Genomic DNA, 17,679 nt, shown 5'->3' with positions numbered 1-17,679 from the left:
CTCCGGACGGCGTTCGAGTTCGCTTTCCCGACAATGTGGACAGATACCTGAGTACCGTTGCCACCGTCACGACCGCCACGAGGGAGAACGCCGCGTGACCGACGCGAACCCCGAGCACCGACTCCACCTTCCCGACCTGTCCTCCAGGAACCCCGACTGGTGGCGGCAGGCCGTCGTCTACCAGGTCTACCCCCGCAGCTTCGCCGACGCCGACGGCGACGGGCTCGGTGACCTGCGCGGGATCACCCGGCGTCTGAACCACCTCGCCGCACTGGGCGTCGACGCCCTGTGGCTCAGCCCCTTCTACCCCTCCGAACTCGCCGACGGCGGCTACGACGTCGCCGACCACCGGGACGTCGACCCCCGCCTGGGCACCCTCGACGACTTCGACGCGCTGGCCGCCGAGGCCCACCGCCTCGGCCTCAAGGTGATCGTCGACCTCGTCCCCAACCACACCTCCCACCGGCACGCCTGGTTCCGGGAAGCCCTCGCCGCGGCTCCCGGCTCGTCCGCCCGCGACCGCTACGTCTTCCGCGACGGCCGTGGCGGCCACGGCGAACTCCCGCCCACCGACTGGCAGTCCGTCTTCGGCGGCAGCGCCTGGAAACGGGTGCCGGACGGCCAGTGGTACCTGCACCTGTTCGCCCCCGAACAGCCCGACCTGAACTGGGACAACGAGGAGGTCCGCGCCGACTTCCGCACCACCCTGCGCTTCTGGTCGGACCGCGGGGTCGACGGCTTCCGCGTCGACGTCGCCCACGCCCTCGCCAAGGACCTGGAGGAACCGCTGCGCGACCTCGGCGCCCCCGAGCTCAGCAGCGAGGAGGCGCTGCCCCGCTTCCCGCCCGGCAGCCACCCCTTCTTCGACCGCGACGAGGTCCACGAGATCTACCGCGACTGGCGCAAGATCCTGGACGCCTACCGCCCGCCCCGTATGGCTGTGGCCGAGGCCTGGGTCCAGGGCGCCCGGCGCGTGCGGTACGCCCGCCCGGACGAGCTCGGCCAGGCCTTCAACTTCGAGTATCTGAAGGCCGGCTGGGACGCTGCGGAGCTGCGCCAGGTCATCACCGACTCGCTGGCCACCGCGTCGGAGGCCGGCGCCTCCGCCACCTGGGTGCTGTCCAACCACGACGTCGTGCGGCACGCCTCCCGCCTGATGCTCCCGCCCGGCACCGACGACAACGCCTGGCTGCTGTCCGGCGGTCACGCCCCGGCCGTCGACCTGGCCGAGGGCCTGCGGCGAGCCCGCGCCGCCACGCTCCTGATGCTGGCGCTGCCGGGATCCTCGTACGTCTACCAGGGCGAGGAACTCGGCCTGCCCGAGGTCGCCGACCTGCCCTTCGAGGTCCTCCAGGACCCGATCTGGGAACAGACGGGACGCGTCCGCAAGGGACGGGACGGGTGCCGGGTGCCGCTGCCGTGGACGAGCACGGGACCGTCGTACGGCTTCGGCGCGGGCGGTGCCTGGCTGCCGCAGCCGGAGAGCTTCGCGTCCTACGCCGTCGAGGCGCAGGACGGGGTCGAGGGCTCGACCCTGGAGCTCTACCGCAGGGCCCTCAGGCTGCGCCGCAAGCTGCTGGAGGGCGAGACGCTGACCTGGACGGCCGGCGGCCCGGACGGCGTGCTGGACTTCACCCGCAACGACGGCTGGCGGTGTGTCGCCAACCTGTCGGGCACGGCCGTACCACTGCCGCCGGGCGAAGTGCTGCTCGCGAGCCGCCCGTTGGAGGACGGGCGGCTCGGCCCGGACACGACCGTCTGGCTCGCTCCCTAGGGACCGGCCACCCCGCCGACGGACTCAGGGGGTGATGGTCGGCGTCGCGGTCGCGGTCGGCGGAGGGGTCAGGACGATCATCGGCTCGCCGGGCTGGGGCGCCGGCGGAGTCATGTCGCTCTGGGGCAGCTTCGGCGGGGTGGTCTGCTGGAAGAGGGCCTGGTCGAAGTTGACCAGGTTGGTCTTCTCCATGACCGTGATGTGGTCCAGGACGGTGTTGTTGGCCTGGTCGGCCAGCTGCCGCACCAGCGAGTTCTTGGTGGTGGAGCGGATCTTCGCGATGGTGTTGAAGATCGAACCGTGCGTGATCCGCAGGATGTTCGCGAAGTTCGAGTCGAACGCGTTGCCGGTCGGCGAGGAGTCGATCTGGTTCACGAACGCGAGCTGCTGCGGGCTCGCCACGTTCGGCAGGGTGATGTTCAGCAACGGGCCGATCTTGCGGCAACTGGCGTCCAGTGCCGCGTGGCCGTCGATGAGGTGCTCGGACGCGGTCTTGACCTCCGGGGCCGTCCCCTTCTTCAGGCCGATCACGCCGAGGGGGTACTCCCACAGCCCGGCCGCGCGCACTGCGACCACGAAGGCACGGTCCTGCTCGGTCAACGGCCCCCACTGCGTCTGCGCGATGACCCTGTCCTGCGCGCTGGACACGGTGTCCAGGCCGAGCATCGAGGGGTAGGCGAGCGCACCCAGGGTCAGTGTGAGGGCACCACCCACGAAGAGAGTTCCCATCGAGTTCCGCGAAAGTCGCACCGTGTCTCCTGCCCGGTAGGGGTCCCGCCGGCAGGCGGGTCGGACGCTCAGAGATACGGACACGGAAGCGTCAAGAACCTTTTGAATTGGTAAAATCTTCGGCGCGGGTGCGCGGGAGTCCTACGACGGGATCCCGGCACCTCGCCCGTGGATCCGTATGGCCGTACCGCCTCGCCCGTACGGCCCACAGCACACGCCACCCGCCCGGACGGGCCGCGAGAATCGCACGCGTCGGGGTCCACGACGTCCGGTGAGGAGCGGTGCCGACGATGAGCATGGCGAACAAGGCGACGAGGGTCGCGCTGGCGGGGATCGCGGTGGTGGGCACGCTGGCCGTGTCCGGTCTGTCGCCGGAGGCCGCCGCGCATGGGCGGGAGCTGTGGGGAGAGGTGACCATCGTCCCCGGACGGGAGGGGGTCGTCGAGGTCTCGGAGTACGCCGGGGCGGCGACGCCGGGCACCGGGTCCGCGCTCACCCTGACGGCGCCCGACGACAGCGCGGTCACGGGCGTGCCGCTCACCGGCAACGGCTATCGCGGGGCGGTGACGTCCGGCGGGAGCGGCGGGACGTACACCTTCACGGGGGTCGCGGAGACCACGGGCGCCACCGGGTCCGGGGCGGCGGCCCAGGCGTGGCGGGGGCGGGTCTTCCCCTTCGTCCTGGCCGTGGATCCGGACGCGGTGCCGGGGACGCGGCTGCGGGGCTGCGCGCTGCGGCTCACGGACGCGCGGGGTGCGGTGCGGGAGCGGGGCACGTGCGAGGTGACCGTCGGCCTGCCCGGCCCCACGCTGACCCGGCCCGAGTCGGGAGTACCGCTGCCGGAACGGCCGGAGTTGGCCGGTACGGCGTATCCGGGGTCCCAGGTCACCGTCCGGGACGCCCTCGAGAGCGAGGTCTGCGCGGCGACCGCGGCGAGTGACGGCTCGTGGTCCTGCGTGCCGGGCGCGGCACTTCCCGCGGGCGCGGGCCGGCTTCAGGCGACGGCCGCGCTGAACGGCGTGAGCGCGGCGAGCGAGCAGATCGCCATCACGGTGGGCGTCAGCTGACGAGCGCCAGCTCGTGCGAGGTGCTGTTCAGCCGCCGCCCGCCCGTCTCCGTGCAGGTCACGATGTCCTCGATCCGGACGCCGAAGCGGCCGGGCAGATAGATGCCGGGCTCGATGGAGAAACACATCCCGGGTACCAGCGGCCGCCGTTCGCCCGCCACGAGGTACGGCGGCTCGCGCGTGGTGACACCGATGCCGTGGCCGGTGCGGTGGACGACGTACGCGCCGTACCCGGCGTCCTCGATCACCGTGCGGGCCGCCTTGTCGATCTCCGCGCACGGCACGCCCGGCCGTACGGCCTCGAAGGCGGCCTGCTGGGCCCGGCGCACGATGTCGTGCACCGCGCGTTCCTCGTCGGTGGGCCGGCCCACGTGCACGGTCCGCGTGGTGTCCGAGCCGTACCCGTCCTTCAGGCCCCCGAAGTCCAGGACCACCATGTCGCCGTTCTCGATGGTGCGTTCGCCGGCCGCGTGGTGCGGGTCGGCCCCGTTGGGCCCGGAGCCGACCACGGTGAAGTCGACCTGGCCGTGGCCGTGCGCGAGCAGCAGGCGGGCGAGGTCGCCGGCCACGTCGGTCTCCCGGCGCCCGGCGAACCGTACGGCGAGGATCTCCTCGTACGTCGCGTCCGCCGCCGCACCGGCTGCGGCGAGCCGCGCCAGTTCGTGCTCGTCCTTGACGGCCCGCAGCATCGGCAGCGACATGCTCAGCGCCCGGTACGTGGTGAGGGGCAGCGCCTCCTGGAGGCCGAGGAGGTGCAGGGCCCAGGTGGCGTCGGAGACGCCGTAGTGGCCGTTCGGTCGCAGCAGTCCGGCCGCCGCCGCGTACGGGTCCTGGCCCTCGCGCCACTCCGACACCCGCAGGGCGCCCGCGCCCGGGGCCGCCTCCGCGTCCGGGCGTTCTGGCGCCGGCACCAGCAGCCGGGGTTCCGACTCGGGGACCAGCACCAGCAGGGTGAGGCGTTCGGTGAGCGCGGTGGGCCGGTGGCCGCACAGCCGGACCAGGTCGGGGCCGGGCGTGACGAGCACCCCCGAGAGCCCGGCCTCGGCCGCGTCCCGGGCGGCCCGGACCATACGGTCTTCGTAGTCGTGCTCGGTGAAGGCAATCGGTGTCTCGCTCATCGCCCTGCCTTGTCGTCGCGGTGTGCGTCACGGTCCTGCGGGGTCGGCGCCTCGTTGAGGGCCCCGCATGCCGGACGGGCCCCCGCATGCCGGACGGGCCCCCGCATTCCGGACGGGCCCCCGCATGCCGGACGGGTCCGTGCGGCACGCAGGTCACCCGGATGGCCCGCTCCCCTGGCGGCGCACCCCGTGCCGCCCGATCGTCGAAGGGTCGTAGGACTCGAAGCATTCGCAGACTCGGAAGAAACGGGACCCGCCCATGAGCCAGCAACCGCACGCGACGCAGCCGCCGACCGGCGGAGGGCAGCAGCCGACAGGAGGGCAGCGACAGCAGGGCGCCTGGGACGACCAGCGGTCGACGGACATGCCCGCCGGCCGGTCCGACTACGGCTATGCGCCCACGTCGGCCGGGCCCGGCTGGGCCACGGGCGGGGTGGTCTTCGCCGGCGTCCTGATGCTGGTGAACGGCATCCTGGCGATCTTCCAGGGCATCTCCGCGCTCGCCGAGGACGACGTGTGGGCCAATCTCGGCGACTACGTCTACAAGATCAACCTCACGGGCTGGGGCGTGATCCTGATCGTCCTCGGTGCCGTGGTCGCGCTCACCGGTGGGGGAATCCTCAAGGGCGCCGCCTGGGCCCGCATGACCGGCATCTTCCTGGCGTCCCTGCACATGGTCGCCCAGTTCCTGTTCCTGCCGTACTCGCCGGTCTGGTCGATCGTCATGATCGCCGTCAACGTCTTCGTGATCTGGGCGCTGGCGGTGTACCGCCCCGCCTCCTCGGCGCGCGGCAACGCCTAGTCCGGCCGGCTCCACCCGGCGGCCGGTCCCACCCGGCGGCCGGTGTCCGTCCCAGCCGGCGGCCGGTCCCACCCGGCCGTCGGTCACACGTGCCCGAGGCCGCCGCCGCCGAAGGAACCGCTGGAACCGGGCAGCCAGCGCTTTCGGCGCTGGTCCTTGCCCCGCCGGGACGCGGCGGGATGGAGCTGGTACGGCATGAGCCGTTCCCGGCTGTCCTCGGGTATCGGCATCTCGTCCGGCTCCCGCATCTCCCGCATCTCGCGGACCGGTCCGGTCGCGGGAAGATGCGCCTGCTCCTCGGGCCGGGGCCGGGGCGATTCCCGGTCCTGGACCCGCATCCCGAACTGCACGGCCCACACCAGCGCACCGGCGATGAACAGGCCCCCGGCAAAAGCGGCGATCACGTTGAGCACGTCGCCCGACGTGGCCGCAAGGACAAACGTTGCGGTACTCATGCTTCCGATTATCGCCCATATGGGCGATTGATGTGTGTCCCGGGCCACGCGAATTCGACGAGCACGCCGACTGAGCGAACCGACTGCGGTGTGGGCGGAGAAGAGAGACGGCAGACTGCCACCGTGCGGATACCAGTGGCAGTGACCGTGTTGCTCATCGTGCTCGCCTCGGCTTCCGCCGTCGTCCAAGCCCGCCGGGGCCGGTGGTGGACCGCTGTGGCCGTCCTTCTGCCGTCCTTCGGCGTGGCGGCGCTGCTTGCCGGCCTGCAGGGACCGAGGCCGTCCCTCCTCTGGCTGGCGGGCTTGCTCGTAGTGGCCGGCTTCGGGGCGGAAGGCATGGCTCACTGGAGGGCCCGGACGCCTGGGAGGGCACAGGCGGGGCAGTAGGCGGGGGAGCCGCAACGGACGCGGAGCCGGCGGCCACGGCATCGCGATCGGCCTCGGCCTCGGCATCGAACTCGGCCACTTCGGCGCCTAGTTCGCGTCACTTCGCGGCACTCCACTTCATTTCGTCCTCACCGAGCAACCCCGGCACGGCTCCCACAGGTCTCACAGGCTGATCACAGGCTTGATCGAGAACACACCCTGGGAGAACTCGTACCGATGAAGCACTTAAAGCGCTCCGCGCTCGCCGCCGGAGCCGCGCTCGCCGTCGTCGTCACCGGAACCGGAGCCATCCCCGGCACCGGGGCGGAGGCGGCGGCGGCAACCCCCGGCAAGCCGCAGCTGAAGCTGATAGCCGCGTCGAACTCCGTGACGCTCGACCGCTACGAGTGGGACTCCGGCGTCTACCTCGACCTCGGCACGTACGTCACGGTCGACAACGCGCCGCTCGAGTTCAAGGTGACCCGGAAGTCGTACAAGGACCCGGTCGTCGCCCGGCAGATCCTGCGGGACGGGACGAGCACGCGGACCAGGACCCTGCCCGCCGGGCTGGTGAAGGACTTCTCGGGGCTGACGGGCTTCCTCGACATGACGATCACCGACGCGGCAGGCAAGGAGGTGACGACGAGCCAGGGGACCTTCTGCCCGAACAACGCCTCCGGCCGGCTCCGTCCGGACGCCCCCGCGACCTCGCACTATCCGGAGAGCTGCCCCACCAACCCCTGGACACTGGGCTCGGTGTGGGGGGTGGAGAAGGGCTGGGCGTCCAACTCCACCACGGTCGACTACGACAAGCCGGTGGATCTGCCGGCGGGCGAGTACACGGCCAAGGTGTCGGTGGCGAAGAAGTACCGCGACCTGTTCGACATCCCCGACGACCAGCCGACCGTCAAGGTGACGGTGCGGGACATGGGTGACGGCGAAGGGGAAGGGCTGGCCTCCGCCCGCCACGGCGGGCACGGCGCCCACACCGACGCCAAGACCTCGGCCTCGGACTCGGACTCCCACCACTACGGCCCCCGCGGCGCCGACGCACCCACGGCCCCCGCCCTCTCCCACGCCCTCGAAGACCGCGGTACGGCCCACCACCTGGGCGACGGCCGCGGCCACACCGACGGCTCCCGCATCGCGCCCGCGCTCACGCCCAACGCCAAACGGCCCACCGGCCGGTCCGGCGTCGCGGCGAGCGTGCCCAAGCCGGACCTGCGGTCGCTGCCGGCGTGGGACATCGCCATCACCGACGGCGAGGACGGGGACGTGCCGGGCAAGGACTACCTCGCGTTCAGCGCCAACGTCTGGAACGCCGGTCCCGCTCCGCTCGTCGTGGACGGGTTCCGCAGCCCCGGCAAGGACCTGATGGACGCGTACCAGTACTTCTACGACGCGGACGGCAAGCAGGTCGGGTACACGCCCACCGGCACCATGGAGTGGGACCCGCGCAACGGCCACGAGCACTGGCACTTCACCGACTTCGCCAGCTACCGCCTGCTGAGCGAGGACCAGACCAAGGAGGTGCGCAGCGGCAAGGAGGCGTTCTGCCTGGCCAACACCGACGCCGTCGACTACACGGTGAAGAACGCCAACTGGCACCCGGACAACACCGACCTGTCGACCGCCTGCGGCCAGCAGAACTCGATCTCCGTCCGCGAGGTCCTCGACGTGGGTTCCGGCGACACGTACACCCAGTACCGTCCCGGCCAGTCCTTCGACATCACCGACCTGGCGAACGGCACGTACTACATCCAGGTGATCGCCAACCCGGAGAAGCGGCTCCAGGAGACGAACACCGACAACAACGTCGCGCTCCGCAAGGTCGTCCTGGCCGGTGAGCCGGGCGCCCGCACGGTGACCGTGCCGCCGCACGACCTGATCGACGTGCCGTAACGCCGACGGCGGACAAGGCCGACGTCCGCCTCGGCCGTGACGCCGTCCGGGACGCGGTCCGGCAACGCGGCTGAGGCGTGCGGCGCATGCGGCGCACTGCGGCTGCGTCTGCGGCGCGACCGGCCCCCGTCACACACACGGCCGCCGTCGGCCCCTCATCGAAGGGGGCGACGGCGGCCGTCGGACGTGTGCGTACGTGCGGGCCGGTGTCCGGGGGTCAGCCGGGCTCGTCGGTGTGTGCGCGTCGGCCCTTGGACCGGCTGCTGACCAGCCAGTTCGAGGGCTCGGGCGGTGCCTCGGCGGTGTGACCGGTGTCGACCGTCAGGTGGAGCAGGGTGCCGAATCCGTCCGGGCCCGTCGGATAGCTGCGCGGTTCGTCGCACGGGAACACCTCGCGCAGGACCAGCGCGACCCGCTGGGCGACATCCGGGTCCGCGGCGATGATGCGAACCTCGGCGAGGCCTTCTGCCTCGGGCGGGCGGTCGGACGTCGAGCCCATGAAGTCACCGATTTCTTCTTCTGCCGCAGGTCTGCCGCATGCCCCCGGTCGAGTCCACGGTACTCCCGAGAGGTCATCGCCCCCTGCGGGCATCACACATCTGTGTCCGCCGCGGCAGAGATTCCACCCGGGCGACTAGAGTTCTCGCGCAGGGAATCTGCCCCATGCGGCGGGCCGCGCCCCGGCGACCCGCGGGAAGGCGTACATGTCCTCGGAAGACCTGTCGCAGGCCGCCGGCCGGCTCGACGACGACCACTACCCGGCGTACACCATGGGCCGGGCGGCCGAGCTGATCGGTGCCACGCCCGGCTTCCTCCGGGCCCTCGGTGAGGCGAACCTGGTCGCCCCGAAGAGATCGGGCGGCGGCCACCGCCGCTACTCGCGCCACCAGCTGCGCCTGGCCGCCCGGGCCCGCGAGCTGGTGGACCAGGGGACCCCGATCGAGGCCGCCATGCGCATCATCGGCCTCGAGGACCAGCTCGAAGAGGCCCTGCGCGACAACGGTGACCTGCGGGTGGACCAGAAACCTGACGTGGCCGGAGAAGAAAACTGATGTGACCGTGGAAGAAATTCGAGCAGATCCGGGAAAAAGATTCTCGGATGACGCGGAGCGTCTCCCACGTGCGCTTTTCCGCTAGGTCGGCACGCCGAAGTCTTCCCCTGGCGTCGCATTCTTTCCGTGCTAGGCTCGACGCAGTTGCAGTTGTGGTTACCTTTTTGCTGTCGGTTTTCCGGGCAGGTGATCATCACGGCGATGAGCGAGACTCGCGAAGTGCGAGTCCCTAGCACTGCCTCAGGAGATATGACATGGCCACCGGTACCGTGAAGTGGTTCAACGCGGAAAAGGGCTTCGGCTTCATCGAGCAGGACGGCGGCGGCGCCGACGTTTTCGCTCACTACTCGAACATTGCCACCCAGGGCTTCCGCGAGCTGCAGGAAGGCCAGAAGGTGACGTTTGACGTCACCCAGGGCCAGAAGGGCCCGCAGGCGGAGAACATCGTTCCCGCCTAATTGCTCGCACGATCGGGGCCCGCACCTTGGGTGCGGGCCCTCTTCGTTTTCCCTGAACAGGCCGTGCGACATGGCATCGGCCTCGCGCTTCCCCGCGCTTCCCCGCGCTTCCGCCATGCTCCGCCCGAACCCTGGTGAGGCACCCATGCGCTGTGTGATCGCCCGTTTCCCCTTCGACCTCGTGAAGTCCGAGGTGGAGAGCAAGATGGCCGGCATCCGTCCCGAGGAAGTCACCGGGGCCTGCGTGGTCATCGGACGCAAGGTGTACCCGGTCAAGCAGGTCGGCGAGATCATCACCCGCCAGGACCGCCGCGACTTCACCGCGGGTGAGGTGACCCGGGCCCTGGTCCGCCTCGGCTTCACCTGCCACGCGACACCCCCTCAGGCACCGCTCTCGTCCGGCTCGACGACGGAGCCCTCCGGCGGAACCGGCGCCTGACGCCGACGCGTTCCCGGTCTTCCGCCCCTTTGACCAGCCCACTCACCCCGGACGACCATCTGGTCGGGCCGGGGTTCCTGTCGTGGTGGCGTGGTCGCGTTTCTTCAAGAGGCCGCCGTGTCGTCCTGCCTACCGTGGGGTCATGGAACTTGCAGCTGTGATGACCCGGGCCTCGGCCGCCGCCGTGGACGTCGTGCGGGGCGTCCGGCCGGGTGACTTCGCCGGACGCACTCCGTGCGAGGAGATGACCGTCGGCGCTCTCGTGAACCACCTGATCCTCTGGACCGCCGTACGGGGACACGCCGCCGGACTCAGGCAGTCACCGCCGGAACAGGTCGCGGAGGGGTACGACTTCACCGCGGAGCCGGACTGGGCCGAGAGATACGCCGAGCGGTCGGCGGCGGCCGCCGCCCTGTGGAGCGAGCCGCGGGCGTGGGCCGGTGAGACGGGTCTCACCGGCGGTGGCCTCATGCCCGCCCCCTTCGTCGGCGGAATCCTGCTGTGCGAGTGGCTGCTGCACGGCTGGGACCTGGCCGTGGCCACCGGTCAGGACCTGCGGGTGGACGACGATCTCGCCGCGGCGGTGTACGAGAACGTGGCCGCCAGGGCCGAGACGGCCCGACGGTACGGCGTGTTCGGCCCCGAGGTCGCGGTGCCCCGGGCCGCCCCGCTGTTCGACCGCGCCCTGGGCCTGGCGGGCCGGGACCCCGCGTGGAAGCGCGGAACCTGACCGCGGGGCGGGCGGGACCACGCCGGTAACGTTGTCCCAACCGGTTCCCGTCGTCCGCCGCAATGGAGCACCAGCGTGAGCAACTCCCTGTTCGTGAAGATCTGTGGCCTGAAGACCGAGAGGGACGTCGACACGGCGGTCGAGGCGGGGGCCGACGCCATCGGGTTCGTGTTCTCGGAGAGCCCGCGCCGCATCGACGTCGCCACGGCCGCACGGCTGTGCCGACGGGTGCCGGAGGGCGTACTGACGGTGGGTGTCTTCCGCAGGGAGCCCGCGCACGAGGTACGGTCCGTGGCCGCCGACGCGGGAATCGGCGCCGTACAACTGCACGGGCCGGAGGACCGCGGGTACTACGACGAACTGGCCACGGGCGAGTGGACACTGATCCGGGCCGCGGCGTTCGGCGACCTGGTGCCGCGCTTCGGGGACATGGGCGAGGACATGCTCCTCCTCGACGCGCCCGTGCCGGGCTCCGGCGTCGCCTGGGACTGGAACAGCAAGCCGCTGGCCGGTTCGGGGGAGAAGTGGCTGCTCGCCGGCGGCCTCAGCCCGGACAACGTCCGGCACGCCGTCGACGCCACGGACCCGTGGGGTGTCGACGTGTCCAGCGGGGTGGAGCAGAGCCGGGGGGTCAAGGACCCCGCCCTGATCAAGGCGTTCGTGAAGGCCGCCCGCGCACGGTCCTGACGCCGCTCAGCCCGAACCGCGGGACGTCTGGCCCGCCGAGCGGCGGTACTCGGCGTTGATGCGCTGAGCCTCCTCGAGCTGGTCCTCGAGGATGACGATGCGGCAGGCGGCCTCGATCGGCGTGCCCCGGTCGACGAGCTCGCGGGCACGGGCGGCGATCCGCAACTGGTACCGGGAGTAGCGGCGATGGCCGCCCTCGGAGCGGAGCGGTGTGATCAGACGGGCCTCACCGATGGCTCGGAGGAAGCCCGGCGTGGTGCCGAGCATCTCGGCGGCCCGGCCCATCGTGTACGCGGGATAGTCGTCATCGTCCAGACGACCGCTGAGCGGAGTATCTGCTGTCATGTCACCTCGTCGAACCAACGCGTCGAGGGGCCCTGGCGCCGTACGGCACCAGGGCCCCGAAGGAAATTGAACACCATCTGTCGGCCCTACTGCTGTGCCGACCTACTGGATCCGCCGCCCGGCCCAGAAGGGCGGGACTGCGGGGATCGCGGCTGCCTGACCGGGGACCACCTTCCAATCCGGGGTCTTGCGGTACCCGTCCCGAGCACGCTCGGTCCGGGCGATCCTGATGGCGTCTGCTCCTCCGTCCTTCCTCCTACCAGGCAGTTCGTGTCTGCCGGGCTTCGCTGAACCATGTCTACGGGAGAAACGCTACCTGGGGCATCGGCCAATGTCTACTCCCTCAAAAGTAGATTTCGGCGCAGGGGGGTGCCAGGTATTCTGTGGTCCGTCCGGGGGCCGCGCAGCCCGCGCCGGCCGCCGCATAGAATCGGCTTTCATGCCGAACCCTGACGAGCTGCTCATCGCCATCTCCGCCATGGTGGAGTCGGAGCAGAGCAATCAGATGTCGCTGACCGTGGTCGTCGGAGGTGCCGTGATCACCGGCCGACTGGCACCCGAGGCCGTATGGCGTGAGCGGGTGTCGGAGGTGCTGAAGGACTCGGACCACCTGGGCCCGTTCGCCGACGTCTTCACCGCGGGCCGGGCGGAGCGCCGGCCCGAACCCGGCGAGACGCCCACGCATCTGCACTTCCATCTGGCCCGGATCCTGCAGGGCACCGTCGGGATCCCCGACACGGGCGGAATGTACCGGGTCGCGATCAAGGACGTCAGTGCCTGGACCGTGGGCGACTTCAGCTACTCCGACCAGTGAGAACAGCAGTGAGGGCCCTGCCGACGTCGGTCGGCGGGGCCCTCACTGTGTCGTCCTGAGGCGGCTTGCGCCCGTCCTCACGCCTCCTGGTGCTCGGGGGTGCCGAGCAGCGCGGAGGCGGTCTGGAGCGGGCTGAGGACCGGTGCCACGGGCACGGCCTCGGGGTGCTCGTGACAGGTGAAGCCGAGGCGGGCCATCGCGCGGGTGACCTCACCGGCGGAGAAGTCGCGGCGGTCCTGACGGGTGAGGATCTCGCCCACCTGCTTGACGGGGTACCGGCGGCGGCCGATGGTCACGGACTCACCCGTGACGAGTTCGGGCTTGATGCCCTTCATCGAGTCCAGGACCCCCATCTTCGTGAGGTCGAAGGGGTAGCGGGCGATGACACAGCGCATGATGCCTCACAGGGAGAAGGGGAACGGGCTGACCGCGTGTCCGCCGAGGACGTCCCGCAGCCGGATCCGGTCCGTGTACGTGGAGCCGGCCCGGAGGCGGGCGAGCTGGGCCCGGGTGATCGAGCCGGTGCTCTCGTCGTCCCCGTCGCACACGAGCAGATACTGGACACGGGCGCCGGCCATGACCGACAGCGCCACTTCGACCGTCATGTCGTCACAGACCCGCGGCCCGGACACGTCCACGTCGACCACAGTAGTGGCGTCGGGAACCGCAGAGTGCCGCTGCATCTGAACCGATGTCAAAGAGTGCCTCCTGCGAGATGGCGGACAGGGTGGACAGGGACAGAGACCGGTGAGCGGGGGACGGCACGCCGCATGGGCGTGCCGTCCCCCGAGTCACCGTACGAACGCCGGACAGGTCCTAGGCCGCCGAGCCGTAGGAGGTCCTGCGGCTCGCGGTGCGGCGTCCGGCCTCGCCGGCGGACCGGCTCTGACCGCCCTGGCCGCCACGGCTCTGGCCGCCACGGCCCTGTCCGCCCTGGGTACCGCTCTGGCCGCCCTGCGCGCTGCCACGGCCACGACGGCCCCGGGAGGAGGACGAGGACGCGGAGCGGCGGGGGCGTTCCACCACCGGGTTGGTGATGACCACCGGGATGCCGGACGGAGCCTGGGCGCCGGTGATACGGCTCAGCTCCTCCTCGCCCGAACGCACCGGGGTCACCGTGGCGTTGATGCCGGCCGACATCATCAGCCGGGTCATGTCGCGACGCTGATCGGGCGTCACCAGGGTGACGACGCTGCCGGACTCGCCCGCACGGGCGGTGCGGCCGCCGCGGTGCAGGTAGTCCTTGGGGTCGGTGGGCGGGTCCACGTTCACGACCAGGTCGAGGTTGTCGACGTGGATGCCGCGGGCCGCCACGTTGGTCGCCACCAGCACCGTCACATGCCCGTCCTTGAACTGGGCGAGCGTACGGGTGCGCTGCGGCTGGGACTTGCCGCCGTGCAGGGCCCCGGCGCGGACGCCGCTGCTCAGCAGGTGCTTGGTCAGCCGGTCCACCGCGTGCTTGGTGTCCAGGAACATGATCACGCGACCTTCGCGGGCCGCGATCTCGGTGGTCGTCCGCTGCTTGTCCGTGCCGTGGACGTGGAGCACGTGGTGCTCCATCGTGGTGACCGCGCCCTGGGACGGGTCGACGGAGTGCACCACCGGGTCGGTCAGGTAGCGGCGGACCAGCAGGTCCACGTTGCGGTCCAGGGTTGCCGAGAAGAGCATCCGCTGGCCGTCGGCGCGCACCTGGTCGAGCAGGGCGGTGACCTGGGGCATGAAGCCCATGTCCGTCATCTGGTCGGCCTCGTCGAGGACCGTGATGTCGACGTCGTCCAGTCGGCAGTCGCCGCGGTCGATCAGGTCCTTGAGCCGGCCGGGCGTCGCCACGACGACCTCGGCGCCGCCGCGCAGCGCGCCGGCCTGCCGGCCGATCGACATTCCGCCGACCACGGTGGCCAGCCGCAGCTTCACTGCGCGGGCGTACGGGGTGAGCGCGTCGGTGACCTGCTGGGCGAGCTCGCGGGTGGGCACGAGGACCAGGGCGAGCGGCTGCCGGGGCTGGGCGGTGCGACCCGCCGTGCGGGCCAGCAGCGCCAGGCCGAAGGCGAGGGTCTTGCCCGAACCGGTGCGGCCACGGCCGAGGACGTCACGGCCGGCGAGCGAGTTCGGCAGCGTCGCGGCCTGGATCGGGAACGGTACGGTCACGCCCTCGTGGCCCAGTGCGGCCAACAGCTTCTCCGGCATGTCGAGTTCGGCGAACGCCTCGACGGCGGGCAGGGCGGGGGTGACGGTCTTCGGCAGGGCGAACTCGCCCTGCACTGCGGTCTGTCGACCGCCGCGGCCGGGATTGCCGCGCTTCTTGGAGGCCGAACCCGAGGACATGCCTCCGGTGCGGGTACGGGCGAAGCGGTCGTTTGTACGGGTGCGCGTGTGGGCGCGGTTCATAGGGAACCTTCCTTGATGCGGCACGTACCAAGGAATTCCCGCAGCAGGTGAGCAGCGCAGAGAATTGCAAGAACGAGCCGAATGTGAATTCCAACCGATATGGTCGAGCAATGGATATCGGGAATTCGATATCCGGTTTCGGGCGCGGTATCTCTACGTGGCGCCCGGGAACGCAGCGAGCTGGGGCCCGCACCCCAAGGTGCGGGCCCCAGCTGCGAAATCAGCGTCTGATTCAGTGTCAGGCGGTGACGATGTTCTCGGCCGTCGGGCCCTTCTGGCCCTGAGCGATGTCGAAGGACACCTTCTGACCCTCCTGAAGCTCACGGAAGCCCTGGGCGGCGATGTTCGAGTAGTGGGCGAAGACGTCGGGGCCGCCGCCGTCCTGCTCGATGAAGCCGAAGCCCTTTTCCGCGTTGAACCACTTCACGGTGCCAGTAGCCATGATGTTCTCCTTTGGGACGGTGTTCGGAGTTCGCCGTGTGCGGACTCCGGTCGCCGTGATGATCAGCCCGTCGGAAAAAACCTTCTGGCAACCACACCTGCAACTGAGATCGACAGTAGCAGGTCGCGATCGGCCGTGCACGGTCGATGATTTCGCCTGGTCGGCCGTTGCGGGAATACTCATCGCGCGTCGCGTCGATTTCTCACTTCACGGCCACAGATATTGCTCTCGTGGTCAGCGAATCGGCCGTCGGCGGACCCGTCGGGCCCCTCGTGCCGTGATGAAGACCACATCGGCCACGAACAGCACGATGCCGATGGCCAGCAGGTATCCCAGACCGTCCGCCGCGGCGCCGATGATGCCCAGCGCGACGGCCACGAGGACGAGCAACAGGAAGATCACCATCGACTCGTACACCTCCGGTGCCGCGGCTGAGGGGTCAGCGGCGCGCGAGTTGGCGTTCGCCGTTGAGGCCGGGCCGGTAGGTCATGCCGTAGTGCTGGAAGATCGCTTCCTCCTGCTCGGCGGGCAGTACGTCGTCCGTCCCGATGGAAGGGGCCTTCCGCACCTCCCCCTTGGGGTGGGAGACCTTGACGTAGCCGGGGCCGAGGACCGCCTCGTCGAGCGGGACGAAGACCAGTCGCCGGCGGGACGGGAGTCCGGTGCGGACCGTGACCACGGCCGGTTCGTCGGTGGTGGTGTCCACGTAGACCGCTTCGAGCATGCCGATCCTGTGGCCCTTCGGGTCGACCACGTCATGGTTGCGCCACTCGCGGATGTCGGCTGAACGGATCATGCCTGCTCCCTGTGTGCTGGCCCACTTGTCATCGTAGGACCGGCGCCCCTTTCCGGCATCACCCGCGCACGGCCTCCGCGCAGATGGCCCCTCAGCCCAGCCGGACCGGCAGTTCGGCCAGGCCCCGCAGCAGTGTGCTGGTCCGCCAGGTGAGTGTCGCCGGATCGGCGGCGAGGGTGAGGGAGGGGCGGTGTGCCAGGAGCAGGCGTACGGCGGTCTCGGCTTCCAGGCGGGCCAACGGGGCGCCGAGGCAGTGGTGGAGGCCGTGGCCGAAGCCGAGGTGGCCCTGTACGCGCCGGGTGATGTCGAAGCGGTCGGGGTCGGGAAAGTGCAGCGGATCGCGGGAGGCCGCGGCGAGGGAGACCAGGACCGCGTCGCCGGTGCTGATGCGGGTGCCCGCGAGGTCCAGGGGCTCGGTGGCGAACCGGAACGCCGTGGCGTGGACCGGTGAGGTGTGGCGCAGCGACTCCTCGACGGCGCGGCCGGTCAGTCCGGGGTCGGCGCGGAGCAGGCCGAGCTGGTCCGGGTGGGTGAGCAGGCCGTGGAGGGTGCCGGAGATCAGGTTGACCGTCGTCTCATGGCCGGCGACGAGGATGAGGAAGGCCATGCCGAGGAGTTCCTCGCCGGTGAGGGGCGCCCCGTCCGCTGTCGTGCCGTCGGCGGCCACCGGCTCGCGGGACGCCGCGGCCAGATCGCTGAGCAGCGTGCCGTCCGGAGTGTCCGCCTTGCGGTCGATCAGCTCGGTGAGACAGCCGGCCAGCGCGCCCGCGGCCGAGGTCGCCGTCTCCTGAGATGTGGGCATGACCAGCTCGTTCGACCAGGTGTGGAAGGCGGCACGGTCCGCCGCGGGGACACCGAGGAGATCGCAGATCACCGTCACCGGCAGCGGGAGCGCGTATCGGCTCACCAGGTCCGCGGTCCCCCGCGCGGGCAGCTCGGCGAGCAGGTCACGGGCGGTGTCCCCGATCCGCGGGCGCAGCGCGGCGACCCGGGCGGGCGCGAAGTGGCCGGCCACCAGGCGGCGCAGCCGGGTGTGCTGCGGGGGATCGCTCTGGAGCATGTTGCGGCCGAGGGCGTGGCCGCCGTCGGTCCGCCAGGACGAGGAGTGCCGGATGTCGTTGCGCAGGCGGGGGTCGGTCAGCGCGGCACGTGCCGCGTCGCGGGTCACGACCAGCCAGCACTCTCCGCTTCCCGGGACGAGCACGCGGTGTACGGGGCCCTCGGCGCGCAGGGCCGCATAGAGGGGATACGGGTCACGCGTCAGGTCGTGGCCCTCGGGGGCCAGTTCCTCCAGGGTGGGGGCCTGCATGACATCG

General features: G+C 70.9%; 22 protein-coding genes. 10 read left to right on the top strand and 12 right to left on the bottom strand.

All coding sequences use genetic code 11. The features are described from left to right. Window positions 1–94 precede the first annotated feature (94 nt). Complete coding sequence (locus tag ACZ5XS_RS29515) at window positions 95–1,774, top strand: glycoside hydrolase family 13 protein (RefSeq protein ID WP_468656353.1); 1,680 nt, start codon at window positions 95–97, stop codon at window positions 1,772–1,774. Window positions 1,775–1,798: 24 nt separating this feature from the next. On the opposite strand, the gene ACZ5XS_RS29510 is transcribed toward ACZ5XS_RS29515, so the two are convergent. Further along, entirely contained in the window at window positions 1,799–2,503 is a 705-nt protein-coding gene (locus ACZ5XS_RS29510; protein WP_468656351.1) for a DUF4142 domain-containing protein, read from the bottom strand. A gap of 290 nt (window positions 2,504–2,793) precedes the next feature. Between ACZ5XS_RS29510 and ACZ5XS_RS29505 the strand changes: the two genes are divergently transcribed. Continuing rightward, on the top strand, window positions 2,794–3,570 hold the full coding sequence (locus ACZ5XS_RS29505) for an Ig-like domain-containing protein (RefSeq protein ID WP_468656349.1): 777 nt from the start codon (window positions 2,794–2,796) through the stop codon (window positions 3,568–3,570). Here ACZ5XS_RS29505 and ACZ5XS_RS29500 read toward each other — a convergent pair. Further along, the gene (locus tag ACZ5XS_RS29500) at window positions 3,563–4,687 is read right to left on the bottom strand and encodes a M24 family metallopeptidase (protein WP_468656347.1); all 1,125 of its coding nucleotides are present in this window, start codon (window positions 4,685–4,687) and stop codon (window positions 3,563–3,565) included. The genes ACZ5XS_RS29505 and ACZ5XS_RS29500 overlap by 8 nt on opposite strands. 259 nt (window positions 4,688–4,946) lie before the next feature. On the opposite strand from ACZ5XS_RS29500, the gene ACZ5XS_RS29495 reads away from it, so the two are divergent. Further along, the gene (locus tag ACZ5XS_RS29495; RefSeq protein ID WP_468656345.1) at window positions 4,947–5,489 is read left to right on the top strand and encodes a DUF7144 family membrane protein; all 543 of its coding nucleotides are present in this window, start codon (window positions 4,947–4,949) and stop codon (window positions 5,487–5,489) included. 83 nt (window positions 5,490–5,572) lie between these two features. On the opposite strand, the gene ACZ5XS_RS29490 is transcribed toward ACZ5XS_RS29495, so the two are convergent. Then, a complete protein-coding gene (locus tag ACZ5XS_RS29490) occupies window positions 5,573–5,944 on the bottom strand; it encodes a DUF6479 family protein (protein ID WP_468656343.1) in 372 nt (123 codons plus the stop codon). Between the two features lie 603 nt (window positions 5,945–6,547). Between ACZ5XS_RS29490 and ACZ5XS_RS29485 the strand changes: the two genes are divergently transcribed. Then, window positions 6,548–8,212 carry a lysyl oxidase family protein gene (locus ACZ5XS_RS29485; RefSeq protein WP_468656341.1) on the top strand — a complete coding sequence of 555 codons (1,665 nt, stop codon included), beginning with the start codon at window positions 6,548–6,550 and terminating at the stop codon, window positions 8,210–8,212. Window positions 8,213–8,429: 217 nt separating this feature from the next. Here the strand turns inward: ACZ5XS_RS29485 and ACZ5XS_RS29480 are convergent, their stop codons facing one another. Beyond that, entirely contained in the window at window positions 8,430–8,711 is a 282-nt protein-coding gene (locus tag ACZ5XS_RS29480; protein ID WP_468656339.1) for a hypothetical protein, read from the bottom strand. Between the two features lie 205 nt (window positions 8,712–8,916). Here ACZ5XS_RS29480 and ACZ5XS_RS29475 point away from each other — a divergent pair, with 205 nt between their 5' ends. The 5 genes from ACZ5XS_RS29475 to ACZ5XS_RS29455 all read left to right on the top strand — a co-directional run bounded on the left by ACZ5XS_RS29475 (window position 8,917) and on the right by ACZ5XS_RS29455 (window position 11,578). Then, window positions 8,917–9,264, top strand: coding sequence for a helix-turn-helix domain-containing protein (locus ACZ5XS_RS29475; protein WP_468656337.1), 348 nt, complete (start codon window positions 8,917–8,919; stop codon window positions 9,262–9,264). A gap of 254 nt (window positions 9,265–9,518) precedes the next feature. After that, window positions 9,519–9,722: a cold-shock protein gene (locus ACZ5XS_RS29470; protein ID WP_010986199.1), complete on the top strand. Its 204-nt coding sequence runs from the start codon at window positions 9,519–9,521 to the stop codon at window positions 9,720–9,722. A 145-nt stretch (window positions 9,723–9,867) separates the two neighbouring features. Beyond that, window positions 9,868–10,161, top strand: coding sequence for an SCO5918 family protein (locus ACZ5XS_RS29465; protein ID WP_468656335.1), 294 nt, complete (start codon window positions 9,868–9,870; stop codon window positions 10,159–10,161). Between the two features lie 142 nt (window positions 10,162–10,303). Beyond that, on the top strand, window positions 10,304–10,891 hold the full coding sequence (locus ACZ5XS_RS29460) for a TIGR03086 family metal-binding protein (protein ID WP_468656333.1): 588 nt from the start codon (window positions 10,304–10,306) through the stop codon (window positions 10,889–10,891). A gap of 75 nt (window positions 10,892–10,966) precedes the next feature. Continuing rightward, window positions 10,967–11,578 carry a phosphoribosylanthranilate isomerase gene (locus ACZ5XS_RS29455; RefSeq protein WP_468656331.1) on the top strand — a complete coding sequence of 204 codons (612 nt, stop codon included), beginning with the start codon at window positions 10,967–10,969 and terminating at the stop codon, window positions 11,576–11,578. A 6-nt stretch (window positions 11,579–11,584) separates the two neighbouring features. On the opposite strand, the gene ACZ5XS_RS29450 is transcribed toward ACZ5XS_RS29455, so the two are convergent. Further along, window positions 11,585–11,923 carry a MerR family transcriptional regulator gene (locus tag ACZ5XS_RS29450; RefSeq protein ID WP_468656329.1) on the bottom strand — a complete coding sequence of 113 codons (339 nt, stop codon included), beginning with the start codon at window positions 11,921–11,923 and terminating at the stop codon, window positions 11,585–11,587. Window positions 11,924–12,362: 439 nt separating this feature from the next. Here ACZ5XS_RS29450 and ACZ5XS_RS29445 point away from each other — a divergent pair, with 439 nt between their 5' ends. Continuing rightward, window positions 12,363–12,737, top strand: coding sequence for a hypothetical protein (locus tag ACZ5XS_RS29445; protein WP_217242925.1), 375 nt, complete (start codon window positions 12,363–12,365; stop codon window positions 12,735–12,737). Between the two features lie 77 nt (window positions 12,738–12,814). On the opposite strand, the gene ACZ5XS_RS29440 is transcribed toward ACZ5XS_RS29445, so the two are convergent. The 7 genes from ACZ5XS_RS29440 to ACZ5XS_RS29410 all read right to left on the bottom strand — a co-directional run bounded on the left by ACZ5XS_RS29440 (window position 12,815) and on the right by ACZ5XS_RS29410 (window position 17,672). After that, window positions 12,815–13,132: an SCO5918 family protein gene (locus ACZ5XS_RS29440; RefSeq protein ID WP_468656327.1), complete on the bottom strand. Its 318-nt coding sequence runs from the start codon at window positions 13,130–13,132 to the stop codon at window positions 12,815–12,817. A 6-nt stretch (window positions 13,133–13,138) separates the two neighbouring features. After that, entirely contained in the window at window positions 13,139–13,420 is a 282-nt protein-coding gene (locus ACZ5XS_RS29435; RefSeq protein WP_468656509.1) for a CBS domain-containing protein, read from the bottom strand. A 133-nt stretch (window positions 13,421–13,553) separates the two neighbouring features. After that, window positions 13,554–15,125 carry a DEAD/DEAH box helicase gene (locus ACZ5XS_RS29430; RefSeq protein WP_468656325.1) on the bottom strand — a complete coding sequence of 524 codons (1,572 nt, stop codon included), beginning with the start codon at window positions 15,123–15,125 and terminating at the stop codon, window positions 13,554–13,556. Between the two features lie 238 nt (window positions 15,126–15,363). Then, a complete protein-coding gene (locus ACZ5XS_RS29425) occupies window positions 15,364–15,567 on the bottom strand; it encodes a cold-shock protein (protein ID WP_020113641.1) in 204 nt (67 codons plus the stop codon). 234 nt (window positions 15,568–15,801) lie between these two features. Then, the gene (locus tag ACZ5XS_RS29420; protein WP_217242922.1) at window positions 15,802–15,972 is read right to left on the bottom strand and encodes a hypothetical protein; all 171 of its coding nucleotides are present in this window, start codon (window positions 15,970–15,972) and stop codon (window positions 15,802–15,804) included. 34 nt (window positions 15,973–16,006) lie between these two features. After that, window positions 16,007–16,363, bottom strand: coding sequence for a PRC-barrel domain-containing protein (locus tag ACZ5XS_RS29415; RefSeq protein ID WP_468656323.1), 357 nt, complete (start codon window positions 16,361–16,363; stop codon window positions 16,007–16,009). Between the two features lie 91 nt (window positions 16,364–16,454). Beyond that, a complete protein-coding gene (locus ACZ5XS_RS29410; RefSeq protein ID WP_468656321.1) occupies window positions 16,455–17,672 on the bottom strand; it encodes a cytochrome P450 family protein in 1,218 nt (405 codons plus the stop codon). Window positions 17,673–17,679: the final 7 nt, after the last annotated feature.

Source organism: Streptomyces sp. NPDC033131 (assembly GCF_055578365.1).
The sequence above is the reverse complement of the archived record's forward strand: the minus strand, read 5'-3'. Positions and strand labels throughout refer to the sequence as shown.

Bases quoted from the DNA above. Each gene is read 5' to 3' on its own strand.
- ACZ5XS_RS29510 (WP_468656351.1), bottom strand. From the start codon at position 2,503: ATGGGAACTCTCTTCGTGGGTGGTGCCCTCACACTGACCCTGGGTGCG.
- ACZ5XS_RS29505 (WP_468656349.1), top strand. From the start codon at position 2,794: ATGAGCATGGCGAACAAGGCGACGAGGGTCGCGCTGGCGGGGATCGCG.
- ACZ5XS_RS29500 (WP_468656347.1), bottom strand. From the start codon at position 4,687: ATGAGCGAGACACCGATTGCCTTCACCGAGCACGACTACGAAGACCGT.
- ACZ5XS_RS29495 (WP_468656345.1), top strand. From the start codon at position 4,947: ATGAGCCAGCAACCGCACGCGACGCAGCCGCCGACCGGCGGAGGGCAG.
- ACZ5XS_RS29490 (WP_468656343.1), bottom strand. From the start codon at position 5,944: ATGAGTACCGCAACGTTTGTCCTTGCGGCCACGTCGGGCGACGTGCTC.
- ACZ5XS_RS29485 (WP_468656341.1), top strand. From the start codon at position 6,548: ATGAAGCACTTAAAGCGCTCCGCGCTCGCCGCCGGAGCCGCGCTCGCC.
- ACZ5XS_RS29480 (WP_468656339.1), bottom strand. From the start codon at position 8,711: ATGGGCTCGACGTCCGACCGCCCGCCCGAGGCAGAAGGCCTCGCCGAG.
- ACZ5XS_RS29475 (WP_468656337.1), top strand. From the start codon at position 8,917: ATGTCCTCGGAAGACCTGTCGCAGGCCGCCGGCCGGCTCGACGACGAC.
- ACZ5XS_RS29470 (WP_010986199.1), top strand. From the start codon at position 9,519: ATGGCCACCGGTACCGTGAAGTGGTTCAACGCGGAAAAGGGCTTCGGC.
- ACZ5XS_RS29465 (WP_468656335.1), top strand. From the start codon at position 9,868: ATGCGCTGTGTGATCGCCCGTTTCCCCTTCGACCTCGTGAAGTCCGAG.
- ACZ5XS_RS29460 (WP_468656333.1), top strand. From the start codon at position 10,304: ATGGAACTTGCAGCTGTGATGACCCGGGCCTCGGCCGCCGCCGTGGAC.
- ACZ5XS_RS29450 (WP_468656329.1), bottom strand. From the start codon at position 11,923: ATGACAGCAGATACTCCGCTCAGCGGTCGTCTGGACGATGACGACTAT.
- ACZ5XS_RS29445 (WP_217242925.1), top strand. From the start codon at position 12,363: ATGCCGAACCCTGACGAGCTGCTCATCGCCATCTCCGCCATGGTGGAG.
- ACZ5XS_RS29440 (WP_468656327.1), bottom strand. From the start codon at position 13,132: ATGCGCTGTGTCATCGCCCGCTACCCCTTCGACCTCACGAAGATGGGG.
- ACZ5XS_RS29435 (WP_468656509.1), bottom strand. From the start codon at position 13,420: ATGCAGCGGCACTCTGCGGTTCCCGACGCCACTACTGTGGTCGACGTG.
- ACZ5XS_RS29430 (WP_468656325.1), bottom strand. From the start codon at position 15,125: ATGAACCGCGCCCACACGCGCACCCGTACAAACGACCGCTTCGCCCGT.
- ACZ5XS_RS29425 (WP_020113641.1), bottom strand. From the start codon at position 15,567: ATGGCTACTGGCACCGTGAAGTGGTTCAACGCGGAAAAGGGCTTCGGC.
- ACZ5XS_RS29420 (WP_217242922.1), bottom strand. From the start codon at position 15,972: ATGGTGATCTTCCTGTTGCTCGTCCTCGTGGCCGTCGCGCTGGGCATC.
- ACZ5XS_RS29415 (WP_468656323.1), bottom strand. From the start codon at position 16,363: ATGATCCGTTCAGCCGACATCCGCGAGTGGCGCAACCATGACGTGGTC.
- ACZ5XS_RS29410 (WP_468656321.1), bottom strand. From the start codon at position 17,672: ATGCAGGCCCCCACCCTGGAGGAACTGGCCCCCGAGGGCCACGACCTG.